The following is a 22,741-nucleotide window of genomic DNA, read 5'->3' as shown; positions in this document are numbered from 1 at the left end:
CATTTGCTGAGTCGTAAAGGCACGGTTGGTACAAACCTTCACCGGCTTAACAGCCCCCTAAATTAACGGCACAAAAAAAAGCTGGCAAGTCCGAATTCGTTTGCCAGCTCTGGATTTAGGGTGTTTTTGTCTTACATCACTATTTAGCGGTAGCAACCTGCATGCCGTAAGGCGCGTTTTGCAGTGCCAGCGTCAGGACTTCTTCAATGCGCTTAACCGGGTGGATATCCAGATCGGCAATCACATTATCCGGGATTTCTTCCAGATCGCGCTTGTTTTCGTCCGGGATCAGCACGGTTTTGATACCGCCGCGATGAGCAGCCAGCAGCTTCTCTTTCAGGCCGCCAATTGGCAGAACCTGACCGCGCAGCGTGATTTCACCCGTCATTGCCACATCGGCGCGCACCGGGTTACCGGTCAGACAGGAAACCAGTGCGGTACACATAGCGATACCGGCGCTTGGACCATCTTTCGGCGTCGCGCCTTCCGGTACGTGTACGTGGATGTCACGCTTCTCGTAGAAGTCGCCGTTGATACCCAGCTTCTCTGCGCGAGCGCGTACCACGGTCAGCGCGGCCTGGATAGACTCCTGCATCACTTCGCCCAGCGATCCGGTATAGGTCAGCTTACCTTTACCCGGTACGCAGGCGGTTTCGATGGTCAGCAGATCGCCGCCGACTTCGGTCCATGCCAGACCCGTTACCTGACCCACGCGGTTTTCGCTGTCGGCGCGACCATAGTCATAACGCTGTACGCCCAGGAAATCTTTCAGGTTGTCCGCGTTAATTTCAATATGGCTAACGCTCTTGTCCATCAGCAGCGTTTTCACTGCTTTACGGCACAGCTTGGACAGCTCACGCTCAAGGCTACGCACGCCCGCTTCACGCGTGTAGTAACGGATGATGCTGACAATCGCACTATCGTCTACCGTCAACTCGCTGGCTTTCAGCGCGTTGCGTTCAATCTGCTTGGACAGCAGGTGCTGTTTGGCAATATTGAGCTTTTCATCTTCGGTATAGCCCGACAACCTGATCACTTCCATACGGTCCAGCAACGGAGCCGGAATGTTCATGGAGTTAGAGGTTGCGACAAACATCACGTCGGACAGATCGTAGTCAACCTCCAGATAATGGTCGTTGAACGCGATGTTCTGCTCGGGATCTAACACTTCCAGCAGCGCCGAAGCCGGATCGCCACGCATATCCGAGGACATTTTGTCGATTTCATCCAGCAGGAACAGCGGGTTTTTCACGCCAACTTTGGCCATTTTCTGGATAAGCTTGCCCGGCATAGAACCGATATAGGTACGGCGATGACCACGGATTTCCGCTTCATCACGTACGCCACCCAGCGCCATACGCACATATTTGCGTCCGGTCGCCTTCGCGATGGACTGACCCAGGGAGGTTTTACCCACTCCTGGCGGCCCAACCAGGCACAGGATCGGCCCTTTGATTTTGCTGACGCGGCTCTGTACGGCCAAATATTCCAGGATACGGTCTTTTACCCGCTCCAGGCCAAAGTGATCGGTATCCAGCGTTTCCTGCGCTTTAACCAGGTCTTTTTTCACTTTGCTGCGCGCGTTCCATGGCACCTGCACCATCCAGTCGATATAGCCGCGTACCACGGTGGCTTCCGCAGACATTGGCGACATCATCTTCAGCTTTTGCAGCTCGGCTTCGGTTTTTTCACGCGCTTCTTTCGGCATTTTCGCCGCGTCGATTTTGCGTTTCAGCGCTTCGTTTTCGTCAGGCGCATCGTCCATTTCGCCCAGCTCTTTCTGAATCGCCTTCATCTGTTCGTTCAGATAGTATTCGCGCTGGCTTTTTTCCATCTGCTTTTTAACGCGGTTGCGGATGCGTTTTTCAACCTGCAGCAGATCGATTTCCGACTCCATCATCGCCATCAGATATTCCAGACGCTCGTTGACGTCGGACATCTCCAGCACGGACTGCTTGTCGGCCAGCTTCAGCGGCATGTGGGCCGCCACGGTATCCGCAAGGCGCGCCGCGTCTTCAATACTGTTCAGCGAGGTCAGCACTTCCGGCGGGATTTTTTTGTTCAGTTTGATATAGCCTTCAAACTGATTGATCGCCGTACGGACCAGTACTTCCTGCTCGCGTTCGTCAATCTCAGGCGAAGCCAGGTATTCCGCCTGAGCGGTAAAATGATCGCCGTTATCGGCAAGCGTGGTGATATGCGCGCGCTGCAGACCTTCAACCAGCACTTTTACCGTGCCGTCAGGCAGTTTCAGCATCTGTAAAATTGACGCTACGGTCCCTACAGAGAAGAGATCGTTAATGCCAGGTTCATCCGTTGAAGCCTCTTTCTGCGCGACCAGCATGATCTTTTTGTCATGATCCATGGCGGCTTCAAGGCAGCGAATTGATTTTTCACGGCCTACAAACAACGGAATTACCATGTGCGGATAAACCACTACGTCACGCAACGGCAACACAGGGATTTCAATGCGTTCAGAACGCTCAGGATTCATAGAGCTCTCTCTTAGTTTAATTTCCGCCAGGGTGAGGGGAACCGCAATGGTCAGGCATGCAGTTTTACCCACAGGTAGTTGAGTATATGGGGATGAATGTAAGACATTCAACGTTATGTGCGAGAGAAAAGTGAAAGGGAGAATATTTCTCCCTTTTTTGAGATAACCGCTTGGAATGATGTGGTTATTTATTCACCAGACGCCTGCTGCGTATCGCCCTTGCCGTAAATCAGCATCGGCTCCGATTCGCCCGCTATCACTGACTCGTCGATCACCACTTTTTCCACGTCGTCCATCGACGGCAGGTCATACATGGTGTCCAGCAGCGCGCCTTCCACGATTGAACGCAGACCGCGCGCGCCGGTTTTACGCGACATCGCCTTGTCCGCTATCGCCTTCAGCGCTTCCTCGCGGAACTCCAGCTCCACGCCTTCCAGGTTAAACAGCGCCTGGTACTGCTTGATCAGCGCGTTCTTCGGCTCGCGCAGGATCTGGATCAGCGCTTCGGCGCTCAGCTCGGTCAGCGTTGCCACCACCGGCAGACGGCCGATGAATTCCGGGATCAGGCCGAACTTGATCAGGTCTTCCGGCTCGACCTGCGCCAGCAGCTCGCCTTCCGTCGCCTTTTCCGCCTTGCCTTTTACCGTTGCGCCAAAGCCGATGCCCGTTCCGGTATCCACGCGCTGTGAGACAACCTTATCCAGGCCCGCAAACGCGCCGCCGCAGATAAACAGGATTTTTGAAGTATCCACCTGCAAAAACTCCTGCTGAGGATGCTTGCGTCCGCCCTGCGGCGGTACTGCGGCCACCGTGCCTTCTATCAGCTTCAGCAGCGCCTGCTGCACGCCCTCGCCCGACACGTCACGCGTTATTGACGGGTTATCCGACTTGCGGGAAATCTTGTCGATTTCATCGATATAGACGATGCCGCGCTGGGCTTTCTGCACGTCGTAGTCGCATTTCTGCAACAGCTTCTGGATGATGTTTTCCACGTCTTCGCCCACGTAGCCCGCTTCGGTCAGCGTGGTGGCGTCGGCCATGGTAAACGGCACGTCCAGCAGGCGCGCCAGCGTTTCCGCCAGCAGCGTTTTACCGCTACCCGTCGGGCCAATCAGCAGAATGTTACTTTTGCCCAGCTCGATGCCGTTGCTGCTGTCGCCGTTGCGCAGGCGCTTGTAGTGGTTATAAACCGCCACCGACAGCACCTTCTTCGCGCGCTCCTGGCCGATGACGTAGTCGTCCAGATGCTCGCGGATTTCATGTGGCGTCGGCAGCGAACTGCGCTCGCGATGCGGCGCAACTTCTTTGATCTCTTCGCGAATGATGTCGTTACACAGATCGACACACTCGTCGCAAATATAGACTGACGGGCCGGCAATCAGCTTACGAACTTCATGCTGGCTTTTGCCGCAAAAAGAGCAGTACAGCAGCTTCCCTGAACCGTCTTTGCGCTTCTCTGTCATCAGTTAACCTCATGCCTTATCAACGGCCCTTACAGGCTGACTTAATCAATAGACCAGCACTTAATATAGCGCATTTTGGCGCTATTTTGTCAGCTAAAGCCCGCCCTTCTGTGCCTGTCTGTTGATATTTTTCTTTTTCGTCCACGCACCATAAAACTATTTTTTAACGCGTATTAAAAACGGCTTCTTTTATTAACCTGCTGTTTTGGATGGTAAAAAATCGCATGCGCGACAGTTGATTTAGCTGGTGGATGGATTATGCTAAACTCTTGTCACTTATACAGATCGTATCCGATGGAGTCTAAATAATGTCTCAGGAGCCAAAGAAAGAAAGCCCGGAAGAGAAATCCTCTCTGGCGCTTAACAAGTTACTGCAAGCCCGATCTGTGATCATTTCTGGCGAAATCGATCAGGCTCTGGCGGAGAAAGTGACCGCACAGCTGCTGATCCTGCAGGAAATGGGCGACGAGCCAATCAAGCTGTTTATCAACAGCCAGGGCGGCCACGTTGAAGCAGGCGATACCATCCATGACATGATCAAATTCGTGAAGCCTAAGGTTCAGGTTATTGGTACGGGCTGGGTAGCCAGCGCCGGCATCACTATTTTCCTGGCGGCAGAGAAAGAAGATCGTTATACGCTGCCCAACACGCGTTTTATGATCCACCAGCCGCTGGGCGGAGTCAGAGGCAAGGTTTCCGATATTGAAATTGAAGCCAACGAGCTGCTGCGCGCGCGTGACCGCATTAACCATCTGATCAGCAAGGCGACCGGTCAACCGCTGGAAAAAGTCGAGCAGGATACTGACAGCAACTACTGGATGGGGCCACAGCAGGCGATCGAATACGGCATCGCCAGCCACCTGATTACCCACTGGGATGAACTGAAAGGTTAACCCACGCTGTTTTTCGCTAAAAAAAAGAGAGCCTGTTGGCTCTCTTTCTTTTTTAGCATACAGGCTAATATTATTCGCCAGATGCCTGCTGCGTATCGCCCTTGCCGTAAATCAGCATCGGCTCCGACTCGCCCGCTATCACCGACTCGTCGATCACCACTTTTTCCACGTCGTCCATCGACGGCAGGTCATACATGGTGTCCAGCAGCGCACCTTCCACGATTGAACGCAGACCGCGCGCGCCGGTTTTACGCGACATCGCTTTGCCCGCTATCGCCTTCAGCGCTTCCTCGCGGAACTCCAGCTCCACGCCTTCCAGGTTAAACAGCGCCTGGTACTGCTTGGTCAGCGCGTTCTTCGGCTCGCGCAGGATCTGGATCAGCGCTTCTTCGCTCAGCTCGGTCAGTGTTGCCACCACCGGCAGACGACCGATGAATTCCGGGATCAGGCCGAACTTGATCAGGTCTTCCGGCTCGACCTGCGCCAGCAGCTCGCCTTCCGTCGCCTTTTCCGCCTTGCCTTTTACCGTTGCGCCAAAGCCGATGCCCGTTCCGGTATCCACGCGCTGTGAGACAACCTTATCCAGGCCCGCAAACGCGCCGCCGCAGATAAACAGGATTTTTGAGGTATCCACCTGCAAAAACTCCTGCTGAGGATGCTTGCGTCCGCCCTGCGGCGGTACTGCGGCCACCGTGCCTTCTATCAGCTTCAGCAGCGCCTGCTGCACGCCCTCGCCCGACACGTCACGCGTTATTGACGGGTTATCCGACTTGCGGGAAATCTTGTCGATTTCATCGATATAGACGATGCCGCGCTGAGCTTTCTGCACGTCGTAGTCGCATTTCTGCAGCAGCTTCTGGATGATGTTTTCCACGTCTTCGCCCACGTAGCCCGCTTCGGTCAGCGTGGTGGCGTCGGCCATGGTAAACGGCACGTCCAGCAGGCGCGCCAGCGTTTCCGCCAGCAGCGTTTTACCGCTACCCGTCGGGCCAATCAGCAGAATGTTACTTTTGCCCAGCTCGATGCCGTTGCTGCTGTCGCCGTTGCGCAGGCGCTTGTAGTGGTTATAAACCGCTACTGCCAACACCTTCTTCGCGCGCTCCTGGCCGATGACGTAGTCGTCCAGATGCTCGCGGATTTCATGTGGCGTCGGCAGCGAACTGCGCTCGCGGTGAGGCGCAACTTCTTTGATCTCTTCGCGAATGATGTCGTTACACAGATCGACACACTCGTCGCAGACATACACTGACGGGCCGGCAATCAGCTTGCGTACTTCATGCTGGCTTTTGCCGCAAAAAGAGCAGTACAGCAGCTTTCCTGAACCGTCTTTGCGTTTATCTGTCATTAACTTGCCCCTCTATTTTTACGCCGACGGCCTGCGCCATCAGCCTGCCCTCATTACGGCAGCACTCTTTTTCACCGACCAGGGCGGAAATTAGCCGCGCTGGTTCAGGATGGAATCTACCAGGCCATATTCCACTGCTTCGCTGGCTGACAGGAAGCGGTCGCGCTGGGTATCGCGCTCGATGGTCTCGACGCTCTGGCCGGTATGTTTAGCCATCAGCTCGTTCATCATCTGCTTGGTTTTGATAATTTCACGCGCGTGGATATCAATGTCTGACGCCTGACCCTGGAAGCCGCCCAGCGGCTGGTGGATCATCACTCGCGAGTGTGGCAGGCAGTAACGCTTGCCTTTTGCGCCTGCCGTCAGCAGGAAAGAGCCCATCGAGCAGGCCTGGCCCATACAGATGGTGCTGACGTCAGGTTTAATAAATTGCATGGTGTCATAAATAGACATGCCCGCAGTAATCACGCCACCAGGAGAGTTGATATAAAGGTGGATATCTTTTTCCGGGTTTTCCGCTTCCAGAAACAGCATCTGCGCGACGATCAGATTCGCCATATGATCTTCGACCTGACCGGTCAGGAAGATAATGCGTTCTTTCAGCAGGCGGGAAAAGATATCGTAAGAACGCTCTCCGCGAGAAGTTTGTTCGACCACCATCGGCACCAGCGCCATGTGAGGTGCTGTTTGTTCACGTTCGCCATTGTATGACATTACCGTCTCCTGGATAAATTTCATTTGGCAACACTACCAATTCTACTTGAGAGCGTTCCGGAACACTATGTCCCCAACTTCGTTCACCGAAAGCTATCGGCGACCCTGAAGCCGTGTAACTTTTCTATCTGGGGATGCAGCCCCGCTAATTCAAGCATAACAACGTTTTTCTCAACTGCTAACCAGGAAAAGTAGCATAGTCGATAATTTGCCGGTTTAATGAACGAATAAGGCCCATATTACGGCTCGTGGCGGCGGATAAATAAAAAAAGCCCGCGGTCATTACGGCCACGGGCTTTACTTTATCCTGAAATATCAGACGATCAGGCCGGTTGGGTCTGGTTCATCAGTTCCTGGAAATTAGTTTCTTTCTCGGTGACTTTTGCTTTTTCCAGCACGGCTTCCACCGCCTGCTCTTCCAGAGCCACGTTGCGCATGTTGTTCATCAGCTCGTTGTTCTTGCTGTAGAACTCGATGACTTCTGATGGATCTTCGTAAGCGGACGCCATCTCTTCGATCAGGGTCTTCACGCGATCTTCATCAGCTTTCAGCTCGTGGGTGCGAATCACTTCGCCCAGCAGCAGACCAACCATCACGCGGCGCTTAGCCTGCTCTTCGAACAGCTCACGAGGCAGTTCCAGAGCCTGCTGCTCGTTGCCGCCGAAACGCTGGGCAGCCTGACGCTTCAGCACGTCGATTTCGCTGTCGATCAGCGCAGCCGGCACGTCGATTTCGTTAGCGTTAACCAGACCGTCGATAGCCTGAGTCTTCACACGGTTACGCACGGCGCCTTTCAGCTCGCGCTCCATGTTTTTACGCACTTCGGTACGCAGACCCGCTACGGAGCCATCTTCCACGCCGAAACGCTTGATGAACTCTTCGGTGAATTCCGGCAGCTCGCGCTCTTCAACTTTCTTCAGCACGATTTCAAACTTCGCTGCTTTCCCTTTCAGGTTTTCAGCGTGGTAATCTTCCGGGAAGTTCACGTCGATGGTGAAGGTTTCGCCCGCTTTGTGGCCAACGATACCGTCTTCAAAGCCCGGGATCATACGACCCTGGCCCATGGCCAGCACGAAGTCAGACGCTTTGCCGCCTTCGAACTCTTCGCCGTCAACAGAGCCGGAGAAGTCGATGGTAGCGCGGTCTTCAGCTTCTGCTGCGCGGTCGGTCTCTTTCCAGGTGGCCTGCTGCTTGCGCAGCGTGTCCAGCATGGTGTCAACGTCTTCGTCGGTCACGGAGACAACCGGTTTTTCAACTTCGATTGCTTCCAGACCTTTCAGCTCAACTTCCGGATAAACTTCGAACTCGACAGAGTAGGTGAAGTCTTCGCCGGTTTTGTATTCGCCCGGCACGTAGTTTGGCGCGCCAGCCGGATTGATCTTTTCTTTGATGATCGCATCAACAAAGTTACGCTGCATCAGATCGCCCAGAACGTCCTGGCGAACGGAAGCGCCGTAACGCTGTGCAACGACGGTCATCGGCACTTTCCCTTTGCGGAAGCCGTCGATGCGTACTTTTTTAGATACGCTGACCAGCTCATTTTTCACCGCGTTTTCGATCACATCTTTAGCAACGGTAATCGTAACGCGACGGCCCAGGCCCTGAGTTGTTTCTACTGAAACTTGCATCTTATTACCTCAATAAATCACGTGCTCGGTCAACTTCAGACTCGCTTTACATCAATGATATAAAGGAAGACTAAGAACCGGGACGGCCTCTGATGTCAGAACCGCATTCCCTGTTGCCAGAAGCGTCCCGAAGACATTCGGAAAAACAGACGCAGCATTATAGCGGCAACGTCAAAGCGAGTCGAGGCTGCCGCACGCTGGCATTTCGTTAAGCTTCACGCTTTTTGCACCCGAAAGCCGTAAAAAAAGCAATGGACAGGGCTTTTTCGTCCAGAAACAACAAAGCGGCCCGCAGGCCGCTTCAGATTTTAAGCGTTTTTCTCAGGCCAGCGTACCGGCTCCACGACAGTTGGGCGAGGCCGGTACGGTATCCTGTAATCCCGCCCACTCTTTCACGGTATAGGTATGCAGCGCCAGCGCGTGGACGCTTCCCGCCAGTTCGTCTGCCAGCGCGCTATAAATAGCACGGTGCCGCATCAGAAATCGCTGGTTAAGAAAGCTGTCGCTGACGATGACCACTTTAAAATGGCTTTCTGCTCCTGCCGGAACGTTGTGCCGGTAACTTTCGTCATGAACTTCCAGATGCACGGGTGCAAAGGCCGTTCTTAACTTTTCTTCTATTTGTTCGCGGATCATAACAACACTCCTCTACGATCTGATGCGCCCCATCTCTTTAAATACTAGCCGGATTTCGCCGTCTGCCGATTCGTTTTACAGAAAAATAGCGGCCGGAAAGCCCGCTACTGTGCATTCTCTGGTTTACGGCTGCAACTGCTTACGCGATAAAAGATGGCCGACGCGTGAAAAGCGGCAGGTTAAAAAAATGTAAGGGGATGAATTTGCGCGCGGACAGGGCTTCCTCTTGTTTCAGGCAATGATATGATGACCGCGGTTTGTCGGCACTACACCCCATAAAATCGAGAAGATAAGCATGCTAAAAAAATTATTTTTCCCCCTGCTGGCCGTTTTTATGCTGGCCGGCTGCGCAACCAGCAGCAACACACTGAATATTTCGCCAGCCATTAAGCTTCCGCAGCAGGATCCGAGCCTGATGGGCATTACCGTCAGCATTAACGGTGCCGATCAGCGTAGCGATCGCGCCCTGGCGAAAGTTAACCGCGATGGTCAGCTGGTTACGCTTACGCCTTCACGCGATCTGCGTTTCCTGCTGCAGGAAGTGCTGGAGAAACAAATGGGCGCGCGCGGCTATATGATTGGGCCAAACGGCGCGGTTGACCTGCAAATCGTGGTTAACAACCTTTATGCCGACGTAACCCAGGGTAACGTGCGCTACAGCATCACCACGAAAGCCGATATTTCAATTATCGCCACGGCGAAAAACGGCAGCAAGCAGGTGAAAAACTACCGCCAGACCTACAGCGTTGAAGGGGCTTTCAACGCCACCAACGATAAGATTACCAACGCGGTTAACTCCACGCTGGGCGATGTGATTGAAGATATGGCTCAGGACACCAGCATCCACGAGTTTATCAAGCAGAACGCCCGTTAATCTCCTGCCCGCCTGACGGCGGGCATCGTTTTAAGGTTTGTATGCCCAGTCACTATCTGCACATCTTTACCCGCCGCAACGCCGCGCTTCTGCTTCTGCTGGGTTTCTCTTCCGGTTTACCGCTGGCGTTAACCTCCGGCACGCTGCAGGCCTGGATGGCCGTTGAGAATATCGATATCAAAACCATCGGCTTTTTTTCCCTTGTCGGGCAGGCCTACGTTTTTAAATTTCTGTGGTCACCGCTGATGGATCGCTATACGCCGCCTTTTCTCGGGCGTCGTCGCGGCTGGCTGCTGATCACCCAGCTGCTGCTGATTGTCGGTATTGCACTGATGGGCTTTATGCAGCCAGGCCGTGACCTGACGCTGCTGGCATCGCTGGCCGTGCTGGTCGCTTTCTGCTCCGCCTCGCAGGATATTGTCTTCGACGCCTGGAAAACGGATATTTTGCCTGCCGAAGAACGCGGTAGCGGCGCCGCCATCAGCGTTTTCGGCTATCGACTGGCGATGCTGGTTTCCGGCGGACTTGCGCTGTGGCTGGCCGACCGCTTTCTCGGCTGGCATGCCATCTGGTGGCTGATGGCCGCGATGATGGTGCCTGGCCTGATTGCCACGCTGCTGGCCAAAGAGCCGAACGAAGCCGTGGTTCAGCCACGCACGCTGGAAGAGGCCGTCATCGCGCCTTTACGCGATTTCTTTACCCGCAATAATGCCTGGCTGATCCTGTCTTTGATCGTCCTTTATAAGCTTGGCGACGCCTTTGCCGCCAGCCTGACAACGATTTTTCTAATCCGCGGCGTGGGTTTTGACGCCGGAGACGTTGGCCTGGTTAACAAAACTCTTGGCCTGTTTGCGACGATCCTTGGCGCATTGTATGGCGGCGTGTTGATGCAGCGGCTGAGCCTTTATCGCGCGCTGATGCTGTTTGGCATTCTGCAGGCGCTTTCCAATATGGCTTACTGGCTGCTGTCGGTCACCGATAAGCACCTGTACAGCATGGCTGCTGCCGTATTTGCAGAAAACCTTTGCGGCGGAATGGGCACGGCGGCCTTTGTCGCCCTGCTGATGACGTTATGCAATAAGTCGTTTTCCGCCACGCAGTTCGCTCTGCTTTCGGCACTTGCCGCCGTTGGCCGCGTCTATGTCGGGCCGGTGGCAGGCTGGTTTGTGGAAAGCTGGGGCTGGCCGACGTTTTATGCCTTTTCCGTCGCCGCCGCGCTGCCCGGCCTGATTTTGCTGGCCGGCTGTAAGCGCACGCTGGATCGGGCGCAGCATGCGGAGTTTGTGCCGCGTACGCTGTGGCCGCAAGCCTATCGCTGGGCGATCCGCCTGCTGCTGCTGGGCTGCGCGCTTGCCGCTGGCGGGCTGATCCTGCTGGCGCTTGGCGCAACCGGCCTGCTGCACAGTAACCCTCTGCTCAGCCCGCTCTTCAGCAGCGCGGCAGGCTTTGGGCTGGCAGGCGTCGTGCTGGGTACGCTACTGGATTACCTGGCCGGTCGGCAAACGGCCTGAGTCAGAAGCGATATTCCGCGCCCAGCCAGTACTGACGCCCTGACTCGTAAAAGCCTTCCGTCAGGGCGTACTTTTTATCAAGAACGTTATTTATTGCCGCGTTCAGGTTCCAGCCCGCACCCGGACTAAGCTCCGCACGCAGATGCGTCAGGGCAAAGCCCGCCGCCTTTTGTTTTGCGGTGCTGTCGCTATAGCTGAATGAACGCGCTTCTTCAGTGATACTCAACCGCCAGCCAGCCGCAGGCAAAATAGCAAGCCACCCGGTCACGGTTTGCCTGGGCAGCGCGGTCACCTTACCTGCGGAGCGCTGTTTTACGTCGCTGTAAATCAGGCCATAATTAACGCCTGCTTCCCCGTGCTCACCTACTTTACCGTGCAGGCCAACATCCAGCCCCTGATAATCCACGCGTCCGCTGTTGCGGTTTTGTACCCTTTGCGCATCAATGTTTTGGATAAGAATGGTGTCGCTAAGGCGGTTGTAATAAAGACTGGCTTCGCTGCGCCACCGTGGCGCGATCGCATAGCTCCAGCTCAGATCGACGCTGCGGGCGCGTTCAGGTTTTAGCTGCGGATTAACCAGCGCGGTTTGCCCATAGGCGGGACGAAAAGTCGTATAGCGCTCTTTTAACGTGGGAAAGCGGCTGCGATCGGAAAACGAAAACGTCAGTGTGTCGCCTTCCTGCAGATAATATTTCAGCATGCCCTGCCAGTTAAACGCCCGCTGACCGTTGCTGTCGTAGCGCGTGATGCTGCCGTTACTCTCATGCTTTAAAGCCTGCAGGCTGTCGCGCCAGTCGTAGCTGATGCCAGCCACCATATCCAGTGCATCGGTGATGGCCCGCTGATATTCCGTTGCCAGCGACCAGGTGCGATCCTGATAGCGATCGACGGCGGCACTTTTCGCGCCCTTTTCCCGATGCATATCGTTTTTCCAGTGCACGGCAAAAGAGAGACGATCGCTTTCCCGATATTGGGCAGAAAGCTGTAAAGCAGCGCCGTTACTGTAGTCGTCGTAATGGCTGTAGCTGCCCTGCTTGTTCCGTAGCGCCGCCAGGGAGTTGTACATTAATAGCGTATTTTTGAAGGCGTCGTGATAAAGGCGGCTTTTTAACGTCAGCGTTTCGCTAAGCCGTGTGCTTCCCTGATAGTAAAAGCTTTGCTTATCATACTGCGGCCAGTGCCAGTAACGGGCCGCCTGACCGCTGCTCCCTGCGTAAGGCGGACTCTGTTTTGCCCCGTCCTGGCTGCTCCAGCTGAGCGTATACCGGTCAGCGCCTGGCGTCCATCCCAGCCGCACGGCAGCTTTTTTATCGTCTGCCGCCGAATGATTAAGCCTGCCATTTTGTCCGACGACGTTGCTGATACCGTGCGCCAGACCGATAAAGGTTTTTTTTAACTGGCTGGCGCTGAGCTGAATAAATCCGCTGTCGTTTTTTGCGCCCAGCGCCGCATAGCTTTCCCTGGCGTTGCGTTTGTCGCGGCTCCATCCCTGGCGAAAGCCAACGCGCCCCGCAAAAGGTTTTTGCGGTAGAGCGCTGGTGATATTGATTGCGCCGCCCATCTGGTTTGGGCCTTGCAGCAGCGAGCTATATCCTTTGGACACTTCCAGTGACCCAAGGCCAAAAGTCAGAAAACGGCTTAAATCCAGATTACCGTCGTAAGGGACGTAAACCGGCACGCCGTCATAAAATACCGGTACTTGCCGACTGTTAAAGCCGCGCACCCGCACCTGAAGTTCATTACGGTTTCCCGACTTGTCCAGCGTGACGCCAGCCATCGTCGCCAGCGCTTCGGCAACGTTGTGCTTTTCCAGCTGGGTCAGGGTATTTGAGTTAAGAATATCGCGGCTTTCCGCGACGGGGCTTGACCAGATGGTCAGCGTGTTATCGTCCGCGTGGCTGGCTGCGGCCAGCAGCGTTGTTAACATCAGTAAGCGAGTTTTCACGATCGTTCCTTGATCCTGAGTGGATAAAGCTACCGCCACACCCGTGACGGAAAAGAGTTTTTATTGCTCTGTCACCATGGCTACGTCAGGGACAGAGTTCATCTTGCTGGCCGACATTCCCATGAAACCAGCGCCCACTCTTTTCCGGTGGGTGGCTCTTGCTGCCGGTAATAGTCGATTAGACAGCGCCGCTCGTTTTCATCCAGTTTCCCGCTGGCGCGCTCCACGGCCTGAATGGTTTGCTCAATGCTTTTTTCCGGTGGCGCAGCGTCGCGGATAAAATCGACCCGCGCATGAATGCCCATCTGATAAAGGGTGTTAACCGCGTAGATGTAGTTCGGCAGCTCATCAACGGGCCGGCCAATAGCGCGCAGCAGCAGAGGATCGAGGAAGGTGCCGCTTACGGTATGCGTGGTATATACCCGCAAGCGCGCCTGTTTATTCAGTTTTTCCAGCGCCTGGCGTAAATCACCAACCAGCGTAGAGCGTGAGGCGACGGCAATGTCGCAAACCGGGATATCGTCCCAGCTCTCTTCCCAGGCGCGATGGTGCCATAACGCATTATTTATCCCCAACGAGGCGGCCCGCTGTCCGGCAACGTCCAGCATGCCTTTGCTGTAGTCCAGACCGTGAACCTGCTCCAGCCTGTCGGCCAGCGCCAGGCAAACCGTCCCCGGCCCGCAGCCGACATCCAGCAACGTGGCCGCATCCGATAAATCAATACGCGCTACCAACTGCTGTAGGTACTGGCTGCTGGCAGGTGCATCACTCATTTTCTGCGCACGCTTGTCCCAGTGCTGTGGACTTTTTTCCGTCCTTTTTGCCTGCTGCAACTGTTGTTGGTAAAGTGCGGCAAAATCAATGCGATCGATCAGCATGCTATTTCCTCCTGGCTGAATGCGTGAAGGATTAGCCAGCGCTCAATTTCCGCCTGACTGACCCGATAAAGTTTTGCCAGCGACGCGCTGTTGAGCATGCTTTGCGGCGTCCCCTGCCGTACTTCGCCTTCCGGCGTAATAAAGATTACCTCGTCAGCGATCGCACTGGCGTGCAGAGGATGATGCGTCGCCATCAAAAGCGTCATGCCGCTGTTTTTCAGCTCCCGCACCTTTTCCAGCAGCGCTATCTGATGGCCGAAATCAAGGCTGGCTGCGGGTTCATCCAGCAGCAGCAGTGCGGGCCGCTGCACCAGCGCCCTGGCAAGTAACACCAGCTGCCGCTCGCCACCGCTGAGCGTAGGATAGCGCCGCTGCGCCAGCGAGCCTATGCCCAGCCTGGCCAGCGTGCTTAACGCCAGAGTGCGCAACGAGCGTCCCGGCACGGCAAACAGCCCAAGCGTCGCGCTGCCGCCCATCATCACCATCTCCAGCACGCTCCAGGCAAACGCACCGGCATGCTGCTGCGGCACCCAGGCCATCAGCTTCGCCCTTTCCTTTATTGACCAGGCCGTTAACGGCCTGCCTGCCAGCTGGATATCCCCCGAAATGGGGCGCAGCACGCCTGCAATAGTGCGTAACAGGCTACTTTTACCGCTGCCGTTATTGCCTAACAGACAGTAAACTTTTCCGGCAGTCAGCTTAAGCGTGACGTCAGCCAGCAATGTCTCACCGCTGTAGCCCAGCCTGACGCGATTCAGATATAAAAGCTTCATCTTTTTCCTCTCAGCAGTAAGGTAAGGAAGAAAGGTGCACCGATAAAAGAGGTCACGATGCCTAACGGCAGCTCGGTATGGTTAACGGTGCGTGCCAGCGTATCGGTACAGAGCAAAAATAGCCCGCCACAAAACAGCGACAGCGGCATCAGGCGCTGATAGTTAGTTCCGGTCAGCAGGCGGCTGACGTGCGGCACCACCAGACCAACCCAGCCGATAATCCCGGCGATGGCCACGGCGCTGGCGGTGATTAACGTGGCGCTAACGATGCAGACGAGACGTAAATGCCTGACGTTCACGCCCATCACCAGCGCCTCCTCCTCCGGCAGGCTCAGTAAGTTGAGCCGCCAGCGCAGCAGCAGTAAAGGCAATACGCCCACGGTAATCCCTGTACCCGCATAATAAAGATCGTCCGGCGTGATTGAGGAAAGGCCGCCAAGTAGCCAGAAGGTGATAGAAGGTAGCTGCGTATAGGGGTCGGCAAGGATTTTAATCAATGAGATAGCCGCGCCGCTCAGCGTTCCCCAGGCTATGCCCGTCAGTACCAGCGCTAAAATAGGATCGTGATGCTTCGCCCCGCGCGCCGTCAGGCTAACCAGCGTTACTATCAGCAGGCCGCCGATAAAAGCCATTGCCTGGACGGCGACAACGGGCATTTGCAGCCAGATAGCCAGGCAGGCACCCAGCCCGGCACCGGCGGCAACGCCCAGGATATCAGGCGAAACCAGCGGATTTTGAAACATGCCCTGATAAGCGGCGCCCGCACCGGAAAGTCCGGCCCCAATCAGCAGCGCCGCCAGGATACGCGGCAGACGAATTTGCCAGAAAACAATGGCCAGCTGCGGATCTAACGTCTCGGGTGAGAACAGCAACGATATGACTTCAGCCCCGCCGAGCGGAAACGCGCCGGTCATTAGCGCGGAGGCGAGCACGGCCAGGCTAACCAGCAGCCCACAAAGGAATTTCATTGCGCACTCATCAGACGCTGCCACTGTGCGTCATCAGGCGTGCCGTGATAGAACAGCCGGAAGAACTCCCTTAAATCCTGCTGCAAAGTTAGCGCCACGGTTTGATCGAATCGGGCCTGCAACATGCGTAACCCCGCCAGCCGGTTGACGCCCGGCGGCGCATCCAGCCAGCCGAACGGTCGTCGTGGAAACAGCAGGACCTGGTTCTGTGCGACCGCCTGAATGCCTCGCCATACGGGATCGCTTGTAATATGCCGCCAGGAGCGCACATCCTGGGTAATGATAACCTCCGGCTGCCAGGCCAGCAGCTGCTCCAGCGACACCTTCACCAGATGCGCCTGTCCCTGCTGTCGCGCCACATTGTGCATCCCCAGCAGTTCGGCCGCTTCGGTATGCAATGAGCCTTGCAGCCCGGTTTCCAGGCCATTAAAACCGCGGGCAGAATAGAAGCGCAGAGCAATAGGCTGACGATCCGCAAACGCCTGCGCATCCTGCAGAAAACGATCGGCCAGCTGTGCCTGCAGCTCCGCTCGTTCTGCCACGCCTAAGAGAGTGCCGAGCTGCCGTAGCTGGCTGGCCGAATAGCGCAGGCCGCCGTCAACCAGCAGCCAGGGAATACCGGTGCGCGCCACGGTTCGCGCGGCAAGCGAGCGAAAGGTTTCGCCGGTCATCCCGCAGTCGATAATCAGATCGGGCTTCAGCACCATCAACTGCTCCAGCGAAAGCGAGCTGCCGCGTCCGGCCAGCCGCCCTGTTTTTGGCAACTGGCGCACGCTTTCTGGCAGAAACTCGTTTCCCGCATGCGACAGCTCATAAAATGAAAGCCCCAGCAGCTTCTCTGGCGCCATCGCCAGCAGCAAGGGATCGCCGGGCGCGCCCGCGCTTAAAATCTTGTGGATAGCCGCAGGCGGCGGAAGCTCGCCAAAAGTAAAAAGGTGGCCAGTAGCTGAGGAGTGAGATGCGACCGAAAGGTTGCGGCCGACTTTAGCAATCCCGGAAGGCAAGGTCGCCGGGTAGCTCTGTCTGGTAGTGGCCGTTAAACCTAAAGGGGAAGCGACACCAAGTCCGCTTGCGATGAGGCCCGCCATAAAATGACGCCGGGTGATATCCATATCAGCTCCAGTTAAGCGTTATATAGTGCAATATACAGGGACTTACTCAATATGTTGTCAACAGGAAAATAATAACAGATAGAAATAGTGTGGCGTTGCTCACAAAAAGAAGGCGGGTCTACAGCAAAGAGGCTGCGCCAGACAGGCAACTTAAGGCAAACTACGTGGCCTGAGGAAAGCGGGCAGACGTACTAAAAAGCAGCATTTATATTAGTGGTTCTACTACGAAAGCAATATATGCTGCCCGAACGCTTCCCATAGCAGAAAAATCGCTAACAGCAACGTAACAAATGCGCTTTTTTTATCGCTAAAAACAGGGGCGAGTCGCCGTATATTTGACCGCTTTTTAACAATTGTGCCGCTTCGCTAATAAAGCGCCATCCGTTATTTCTTAAAGATTCTCGCCTTTACATTTACATCTAAATGCCAAATAAAAACCGCTGCGAAACTATTTCTGCTAATTTGATTTAGATCAATTGATACAGATATGTTAAATAAATGAGTACCATTTTCGCTGTTTATAGCATCCACGATTTTTGAAAGGGCTTTTCCATCTGTTTTTGTTATATTGAAGCCAAAGCCTTGCTGTTATTCATATTTTGTCACCCTCCGCAACATCTGTGACAGTGTTTGCAAAAGGTGTCAACGCCTTGCTGACACAAGCTGTTGCTGGTTTACAGTACTGAAACGTTCCCGTAAAATGCCGCCACACTTAAACGACAATAGAGCCCTTGTCATTGAGGTCGTTAAATGAGACTCAGGAAATACAATAAAAGTTTGGGGATTTTGTCATTAATCGCAGGCACTGTATTGTTAAGTGGCTGTGATAGTGCATTGTTAAATCCCAAGGGACAGGTTGCACTGGAGCAACGTTCGCTGATACTGACAGCCTTTGGCTTGATGATGATCGTCGTTATTCCTGCAGTCCTGATGGCCGTAGTATTCGCCTGGAAATATCGGGCATCCAATACTAATGCGAAATACAGCCCTAACTGGTCACACTCGAATAAAGTGGAAGCCGTGGTTTGGACTGTGCCGATCTTAATCATTCTCTTTCTTGGCGTTCTCACGTGGAAATCAACCCACGCGCTGGAACCAAGTAAACCACTGGCTTCCGATGTGAAACCGGTCGAGATTGATGTGGTCGCGCTGGACTGGAAATGGCTGTTTATCTACCCTGAACAGGGTATTGCAACCGTTAACCAGATCGCTTTCCCGGCTAATACACCAGTGACCTTTAAGATCACATCTAACTCCGTAATGAACTCCTTCTTCATTCCTACCCTCGGTAGCCAGATTTACGCTATGGCGGGCATGCAGACTGAACTGCATCTGATTGCGAATGAAGCCGGTACGTTTGACGGTATCTCCTCTAACTTCAGTGGTCGCGGCTTCTCTGGCATGAAGTTTAAAGCAATCGCCACGCCTGATAATGCGTCTTTCAATCAGTGGGTAGCGAAAGCCAAAGAGTCCTCTAACCAGCTGATGACCATGGATGATTTCGAGAAACTGGCTGCGCCAAGCGAAAACCATCCGGTTGAGTTCTTCTCCACGGCGAATCCTGAATTGTTCAAGCAGGTTATTGGCAAATTCAAGATGAACCACGGGAACATGAACACGCCAGCGCACGAAGGCATGGACATGAACGAAGCCTCTCATGCGGGAGCCGAGGAATAATACGATGTTGGGAAAATTAACCCTTGATGCAGTTCCGTACCACGAGCCGATTATCGTGGTTACGGTTGCCGCCATCATTCTTGGTGGTCTGGCCGTTGCTGGAGCGATCACTTACTTCGGTAAGTGGCAATACCTGTGGTCTGAATGGCTGACGTCAGTTGACCACAAAAAACTCGGTATCATGTATATCATCGTGGCTTTCGTCATGCTGCTGCGCGGCTTTGCCGATGCGGTCATGATGCGTAGCCAACAGGTGCTGGCTTCGGCTGGCGGGCCCGGCTTCCTGCCGCCTCATCACTACGACCAGATCTTTACCGCGCACGGCGTGATTATGATCTTCTTCGTAGCGATGCCGTTCGTTATCGGTCTGATGAACATTGCTGTTCCTTTGCAGATCGGCGCGCGCGACGTGGCCTTCCCTTTCCTGAACAACCTGAGCTTCTGGTTCACGGCTGTCGGTGTGGTGCTGGTTAACCTGTCACTGGGCGTGGGCGAATTTGCTCAGACCGGCTGGCTGGCTTATCCGCCGCTTTCCGGCGCGGAGTACAGTCCGGGGGTCGGGGTTGACTACTGGATATGGAGTCTGCAGCTTTCCGGTATCGGGACGACATTAACAGGTATTAACTTCTTCGTTACTATCCTGAGAATGCGTGCACCGGGCATGACCATGTTCAAAATGCCTGTTTTCACCTGGGCATCGCTGTGTACTAACGTGCTGATCATCGTCTCCTTCCCGGTTCTGACCGTGACGCTGGCGCTGCTGACCCTTGACCGTTATCTGGGCTTCCATTTCTTTACCAATGAAATGGGCGGCAACATGATGATGTACGTCAACCTGATTTGGGTTTGGGGACATCCGGAAGTATACATCCTGGTTCTGCCGGTCTTCGGCGTCTTCTCTGAAGTCGTTGCGACCTTCTCGAAAAAACGTCTGTTTGGTTACACCTCGCTGGTTTGGGCAACGGTGGTTATTACCGTCCTTTCCTTCATCGTGTGGCTGCACCACTTCTTTACGATGGGTGCCGGCGCGAACGTTAACGCCTTCTTCGGTATCATGACGATGATTATCGCCATTCCGACCGGTGTTAAAATCTTTAACTGGCTGTTCACCATGTACCAGGGCCGCATTCAGATGCACTCTGCGATGCTGTGGACCGTAGGCTTCCTGGTCACCTTCTCCGTTGGTGGTATGACCGGTGTTCTGCTGGCGGTACCGGGTGCGGACTTCGTGCTGCACAACAGTCTGTTCCTGATTGCCCACTTCCATAACGTGATTATCGGTGGTGTGGTGTTCGGTTGTTTTGCTGGTGTGACCTACTGGTTCCCGAAAGCGTTCGGCTTCTGCCTGAACGAAAAATGGGGTATCCGTGCCTTCTGGTTCTGGATTATCGGCTTCTTCGTTGCCTTTATGCCGCTGTACGCGCTGGGCTTCATGGGGATGACCCGTCGTCTGAGCCAGAACATCGATCCACAGTTCCACCCTCTGCTGGTTGTTGCGGCATTCGGTGCGGCGCTGATCGCTTGTGGCGTACTGTGCCAGATCACTCAGTTCTGGGTATCCGTACGTGACCGCGAGCAGCTGCGCGATCTGACCGGTGACCCGTGGGGTGGTCGTACGCTGGAGTGGGCAACCTCTTCACCACCTCCGTTCTACAACTTTGCTGAAGTGCCTGTTATCCACGAGCGCGATGCGTTCTGGGAAATGAAAGAGAAAGGTGAAGCTTACAAACGTCCAGCTAAGTATGAAGAGATCCACATGCCGAAAAACAGCGGCGCGGGTGTCATCATCGGTGGTTTCAGCCTGGTGTTTGGTTTCGCTGCTATCTGGCACATCTGGTGGCTGGTAGGCGTGGCGTTCCTCGGAATGATCCTGACCTGGATTATTAAGAGCTTTGACGAAGACGTTGATTACTACGTTCCCGTTGCCGAGATCGAAAAAATCGAGAATCAGCACTTTGACGAAATTAGCAAAGCAGGCCTGAAAAATGTCAACTGAAACTCTGACTAAACACCACGACGCCCATGCGGAGCATGGGCATCACGATGCAGGAGCCAATAAGCTGTTTGGCTTCTGGATCTACCTGATGAGCGACTGCATTATCTTCGCAACGCTGTTTGCGACCTATGCGGTCATGGTCAACAGCACCGCTGGTGGCCCTGCAGGTAAAGATATTTTTGAACTGCCGTTTGTGCTGGTTGAAACCGCACTGCTGCTGGTCAGCTCCATTACCTACGGCTTTGCCGTTATCAGCATGGAAAAAGGCGCGAAAGGCGCCGTTCTGGGCTGGCTGGTGCTGACCTTCCTGTGTGGTATCGGCTTTATCTCGATGGAAATCTATGAGTTCCATCATCTGATCACAGAAGGCTTCGGCCCGCAGCGCAGCGGCTTCCTGTCCGGCTTCTTTACGCTGGTTGGTACGCACGGTCTGCACGTGACCTGTGGTTTGATCTGGATGCTGGTGATGATGTATCAGGTGGCCACTAAGGGCCTGACTTCCACCAACCACACCCGTCTGATGTGCCTGAGCATGTTCTGGCACTTCCTGGATGTGGTCTGGATCTGTGTGTTCACCATCGTTTACCTGCTGGGGGTCATTTAATGAGCAAAACATTAAGCGATCATGGTACCTCTCACGGTAACGTGAAGACCTATATGATCGGCTTTATTCTGTCGATCATTCTGACTGCGATTCCATTCTGGATCGTCATGGAAGGCGGCGCGTCTAAAACGACGATGCTGGCCGTGGTAGTGATTGCAGCCGTGGTACAGGTGCTGGTGCATCTGTATTACTTCCTGCACCTCAGCACCTCGACCGATCAGCGCTGGAATCTGGTGGCAATCGTCTTTTCTGCCGTCATCATTCTGATTGTCGTAGTAGGCTCTATATGGATTATGTGGAACCTCAATTACAACATGATGGTCCGTTAAAGAGTCGCCTGTGATGATTAAGCAATACCTGCAAGTAACGAAACCAGGAATTATTTTCGGGAATTTAATTTCTGTCATCGGGGGATTCCTGCTGGCTTCTAAAGGCAGCATCGACTATTCCCTGTTTCTCACCACCTTAGTCGGCGTTTCGCTGGTGGTCGCATCGGGTTGTGTTTATAACAACTTTATTGACCGTGACATCGACGTAAAAATGGAGAGAACCAGAAACCGTGTGCTGGTAAAAGGCCTCATTTCCCCGACAGTCTCTCTGGTTTATGCAACCGTTCTGGGTATTGCTGGATTCGCGTTGCTGTATCTCGGAGCAAACCCGCTGGCCATGTGGCTGGCGGTAATGGGCTTTGTGATTTATGTCGGCGTTTACAGCCTGTATATGAAGCGCAAGTCCGTTTACGGCACGCTGATTGGCAGCCTGTCTGGCGCAGCGCCACCGGTTATCGGTTACTGCGCCGTCAGCAACCAGTTCGATGCTGGCGCGCTGATCCTGCTGGCTATCTTTAGCCTGTGGCAGATGCCGCATTCCTATGCGATTGCCATCTTCCGCTTTAAAGATTACCAGGCAGCGAATATCCCGGTTCTGCCGGTGGTAAAAGGTATCTCCGTAGCTAAAAACCATATTACGCTGTATATCCTGGCGTTTATGGTGGCGACGCTGATGCTGACGCTGGTGGGATACGCGGGCTATAAGTATCTGATCGTTGCCGCAGCCGTGAGCGTCTGGTGGCTGGGAATGGCGCTGTCGGGCTACAAGACGCAGAACGATCGCGTCTGGGCACGTAAGCTGTTCGTTTTCTCCATCGTCGCCATCACTGCACTGAGCGTTATGATGTCGGTAGACTTTATGACGCCAGCCTCAAAGGACCTGCTGACCTACGTCTGGTAA

General features: G+C 54.4%; 19 protein-coding genes. 8 read left to right on the top strand and 11 right to left on the bottom strand.

Annotated features, from left to right (window positions below):
* Window positions 1–139 precede the first annotated feature (139 nt).
* Both lon and clpX (KUE00_RS05380) read right to left on the bottom strand, forming a co-directional pair.
* The gene (lon, locus tag KUE00_RS05385; RefSeq protein WP_246758559.1) at window positions 140–2,494 is read right to left on the bottom strand and encodes an endopeptidase La; all 2,355 of its coding nucleotides are present in this window, start codon (window positions 2,492–2,494) and stop codon (window positions 140–142) included.
* Window positions 2,495–2,682: 188 nt separating this feature from the next.
* Window positions 2,683–3,957 carry an ATP-dependent protease ATP-binding subunit ClpX gene (gene clpX, locus KUE00_RS05380; protein ID WP_246758558.1) on the bottom strand — a complete coding sequence of 425 codons (1,275 nt, stop codon included), beginning with the start codon at window positions 3,955–3,957 and terminating at the stop codon, window positions 2,683–2,685.
* 308 nt (window positions 3,958–4,265) lie between these two features.
* On the opposite strand from clpX (KUE00_RS05380), the gene KUE00_RS05375 reads away from it, so the two are divergent.
* On the top strand, window positions 4,266–4,850 hold the full coding sequence (locus KUE00_RS05375) for an ATP-dependent Clp protease proteolytic subunit (RefSeq protein WP_246758557.1): 585 nt from the start codon (window positions 4,266–4,268) through the stop codon (window positions 4,848–4,850).
* A 70-nt stretch (window positions 4,851–4,920) separates the two neighbouring features.
* Here the strand turns inward: KUE00_RS05375 and clpX (KUE00_RS05370) are convergent, their stop codons facing one another.
* The 4 genes from clpX (KUE00_RS05370) to bolA form a co-directional block, all read right to left on the bottom strand.
* On the bottom strand, window positions 4,921–6,195 hold the full coding sequence (gene clpX / locus KUE00_RS05370) for an ATP-dependent protease ATP-binding subunit ClpX (protein ID WP_246758556.1): 1,275 nt from the start codon (window positions 6,193–6,195) through the stop codon (window positions 4,921–4,923).
* 90 nt (window positions 6,196–6,285) lie between these two features.
* Window positions 6,286–6,909: an ATP-dependent Clp endopeptidase proteolytic subunit ClpP gene (gene clpP / locus KUE00_RS05365; protein WP_246758555.1), complete on the bottom strand. Its 624-nt coding sequence runs from the start codon at window positions 6,907–6,909 to the stop codon at window positions 6,286–6,288.
* A 323-nt stretch (window positions 6,910–7,232) separates the two neighbouring features.
* Window positions 7,233–8,537, bottom strand: coding sequence for a trigger factor (gene tig / locus KUE00_RS05360; protein WP_246758554.1), 1,305 nt, complete (start codon window positions 8,535–8,537; stop codon window positions 7,233–7,235).
* A 321-nt stretch (window positions 8,538–8,858) separates the two neighbouring features.
* Window positions 8,859–9,173 (bottom strand): transcriptional regulator BolA, encoded by a 315-nt coding sequence (bolA, locus tag KUE00_RS05355; RefSeq protein WP_246758553.1) that lies wholly within the window; start codon window positions 9,171–9,173, stop codon window positions 8,859–8,861.
* A gap of 295 nt (window positions 9,174–9,468) precedes the next feature.
* Here bolA and KUE00_RS05350 point away from each other — a divergent pair, with 295 nt between their 5' ends.
* Window positions 9,469–10,047 (top strand): lipoprotein, encoded by a 579-nt coding sequence (locus KUE00_RS05350; RefSeq protein ID WP_246758552.1) that lies wholly within the window; start codon window positions 9,469–9,471, stop codon window positions 10,045–10,047.
* Between the two features lie 41 nt (window positions 10,048–10,088).
* A complete protein-coding gene (gene ampG / locus KUE00_RS05345; protein ID WP_246758551.1) occupies window positions 10,089–11,558 on the top strand; it encodes a muropeptide MFS transporter AmpG in 1,470 nt (489 codons plus the stop codon).
* 1 nt (window position 11,559) lies between these two features.
* Here ampG and KUE00_RS05340 read toward each other — a convergent pair whose 3' ends face one another.
* The 5 genes from KUE00_RS05340 to KUE00_RS05320 all read right to left on the bottom strand — a co-directional run bounded on the left by KUE00_RS05340 (window position 11,560) and on the right by KUE00_RS05320 (window position 17,234).
* A complete protein-coding gene (locus KUE00_RS05340) occupies window positions 11,560–13,485 on the bottom strand; it encodes a TonB-dependent receptor plug domain-containing protein (protein WP_281434513.1) in 1,926 nt (641 codons plus the stop codon).
* A 116-nt stretch (window positions 13,486–13,601) separates the two neighbouring features.
* Window positions 13,602–14,381, bottom strand: a complete 780-nt coding sequence (locus tag KUE00_RS05335; RefSeq protein WP_246758548.1) for a class I SAM-dependent methyltransferase — start codon at window positions 14,379–14,381, stop codon at window positions 13,602–13,604.
* Window positions 14,375–15,154, bottom strand: coding sequence for an ABC transporter ATP-binding protein (locus KUE00_RS05330; RefSeq protein WP_246758547.1), 780 nt, complete (start codon window positions 15,152–15,154; stop codon window positions 14,375–14,377). The genes KUE00_RS05335 and KUE00_RS05330 overlap by 7 nt, the downstream gene beginning before the upstream one ends.
* Window positions 15,151–16,122: a FecCD family ABC transporter permease gene (locus KUE00_RS05325; RefSeq protein WP_246758546.1), complete on the bottom strand. Its 972-nt coding sequence runs from the start codon at window positions 16,120–16,122 to the stop codon at window positions 15,151–15,153. Before KUE00_RS05325 ends, KUE00_RS05330 begins: the two co-directional genes overlap by 4 nt.
* A complete protein-coding gene (locus KUE00_RS05320; protein ID WP_246758545.1) occupies window positions 16,119–17,234 on the bottom strand; it encodes an ABC transporter substrate-binding protein in 1,116 nt (371 codons plus the stop codon). The genes KUE00_RS05325 and KUE00_RS05320 overlap by 4 nt, the downstream gene beginning before the upstream one ends.
* 750 nt (window positions 17,235–17,984) lie before the next feature.
* Here KUE00_RS05320 and cyoA point away from each other — a divergent pair.
* From cyoA to cyoE, 5 genes are read left to right on the top strand one after another with little or no spacing between them, the layout of a single operon-like run.
* The gene (gene cyoA / locus KUE00_RS05315) at window positions 17,985–18,911 is read left to right on the top strand and encodes a cytochrome o ubiquinol oxidase subunit II (RefSeq protein ID WP_246758544.1); all 927 of its coding nucleotides are present in this window, start codon (window positions 17,985–17,987) and stop codon (window positions 18,909–18,911) included.
* A gap of 4 nt (window positions 18,912–18,915) precedes the next feature.
* The gene (cyoB, locus tag KUE00_RS05310; protein WP_246758543.1) at window positions 18,916–20,907 is read left to right on the top strand and encodes a cytochrome o ubiquinol oxidase subunit I; all 1,992 of its coding nucleotides are present in this window, start codon (window positions 18,916–18,918) and stop codon (window positions 20,905–20,907) included.
* Window positions 20,897–21,511 carry a cytochrome o ubiquinol oxidase subunit III gene (locus KUE00_RS05305; protein ID WP_246758542.1) on the top strand — a complete coding sequence of 205 codons (615 nt, stop codon included), beginning with the start codon at window positions 20,897–20,899 and terminating at the stop codon, window positions 21,509–21,511. The genes cyoB and KUE00_RS05305 overlap by 11 nt, the downstream gene beginning before the upstream one ends.
* Window positions 21,511–21,840 (top strand): cytochrome o ubiquinol oxidase subunit IV, encoded by a 330-nt coding sequence (locus KUE00_RS05300; protein ID WP_125288421.1) that lies wholly within the window; start codon window positions 21,511–21,513, stop codon window positions 21,838–21,840. Before KUE00_RS05305 ends, KUE00_RS05300 begins: the two co-directional genes overlap by 1 nt.
* A gap of 13 nt (window positions 21,841–21,853) precedes the next feature.
* Window positions 21,854–22,741, top strand: a complete 888-nt coding sequence (gene cyoE / locus KUE00_RS05295; RefSeq protein WP_246758683.1) for a heme o synthase — start codon at window positions 21,854–21,856, stop codon at window positions 22,739–22,741.

It is taken from the genome of Erwinia phyllosphaerae (assembly GCF_019132875.1).
Classification (GTDB): Bacteria; Pseudomonadota; Gammaproteobacteria; order Enterobacterales; family Enterobacteriaceae; genus Erwinia; species Erwinia phyllosphaerae.
Note: the sequence above shows the minus strand (reverse complement) of the source record. Positions and strands in the feature narration are given on the sequence as shown.

What these genes read in the sequence shown, in the direction of transcription:
- KUE00_RS05375 (WP_246758557.1), top strand. Translation starts at nt 4,266, where the DNA reads ATGTCTCAGGAGCCAAAGAAAGAAAGCCCGGAAGAGAAATCCTCTCTG.
- clpP (WP_246758555.1), bottom strand. Translation starts at nt 6,909, where the DNA reads ATGTCATACAATGGCGAACGTGAACAAACAGCACCTCACATGGCGCTG.
- clpX (WP_246758558.1), bottom strand. Translation starts at nt 3,957, where the DNA reads ATGACAGAGAAGCGCAAAGACGGTTCAGGGAAGCTGCTGTACTGCTCT.
- KUE00_RS05325 (WP_246758546.1), bottom strand. Translation starts at nt 16,122, where the DNA reads ATGAAATTCCTTTGTGGGCTGCTGGTTAGCCTGGCCGTGCTCGCCTCC.
- cyoA (WP_246758544.1), top strand. Translation starts at nt 17,985, where the DNA reads ATGAGACTCAGGAAATACAATAAAAGTTTGGGGATTTTGTCATTAATC.
- KUE00_RS05350 (WP_246758552.1), top strand. Translation starts at nt 9,469, where the DNA reads ATGCTAAAAAAATTATTTTTCCCCCTGCTGGCCGTTTTTATGCTGGCC.
- bolA (WP_246758553.1), bottom strand. Translation starts at nt 9,173, where the DNA reads ATGATCCGCGAACAAATAGAAGAAAAGTTAAGAACGGCCTTTGCACCC.
- cyoB (WP_246758543.1), top strand. Translation starts at nt 18,916, where the DNA reads ATGTTGGGAAAATTAACCCTTGATGCAGTTCCGTACCACGAGCCGATT.
- KUE00_RS05300 (WP_125288421.1), top strand. Translation starts at nt 21,511, where the DNA reads ATGAGCAAAACATTAAGCGATCATGGTACCTCTCACGGTAACGTGAAG.
- clpX (WP_246758556.1), bottom strand. Translation starts at nt 6,195, where the DNA reads ATGACAGATAAACGCAAAGACGGTTCAGGAAAGCTGCTGTACTGCTCT.
- tig (WP_246758554.1), bottom strand. Translation starts at nt 8,537, where the DNA reads ATGCAAGTTTCAGTAGAAACAACTCAGGGCCTGGGCCGTCGCGTTACG.
- cyoE (WP_246758683.1), top strand. Translation starts at nt 21,854, where the DNA reads ATGATTAAGCAATACCTGCAAGTAACGAAACCAGGAATTATTTTCGGG.
- lon (WP_246758559.1), bottom strand. Translation starts at nt 2,494, where the DNA reads ATGAATCCTGAGCGTTCTGAACGCATTGAAATCCCTGTGTTGCCGTTG.
- KUE00_RS05335 (WP_246758548.1), bottom strand. Translation starts at nt 14,381, where the DNA reads ATGCTGATCGATCGCATTGATTTTGCCGCACTTTACCAACAACAGTTG.
- KUE00_RS05330 (WP_246758547.1), bottom strand. Translation starts at nt 15,154, where the DNA reads ATGAAGCTTTTATATCTGAATCGCGTCAGGCTGGGCTACAGCGGTGAG.
- KUE00_RS05320 (WP_246758545.1), bottom strand. Translation starts at nt 17,234, where the DNA reads ATGGATATCACCCGGCGTCATTTTATGGCGGGCCTCATCGCAAGCGGA.
- ampG (WP_246758551.1), top strand. Translation starts at nt 10,089, where the DNA reads ATGCCCAGTCACTATCTGCACATCTTTACCCGCCGCAACGCCGCGCTT.
- KUE00_RS05340 (WP_281434513.1), bottom strand. Translation starts at nt 13,485, where the DNA reads ATGTTAACAACGCTGCTGGCCGCAGCCAGCCACGCGGACGATAACACG.
- KUE00_RS05305 (WP_246758542.1), top strand. Translation starts at nt 20,897, where the DNA reads ATGTCAACTGAAACTCTGACTAAACACCACGACGCCCATGCGGAGCAT.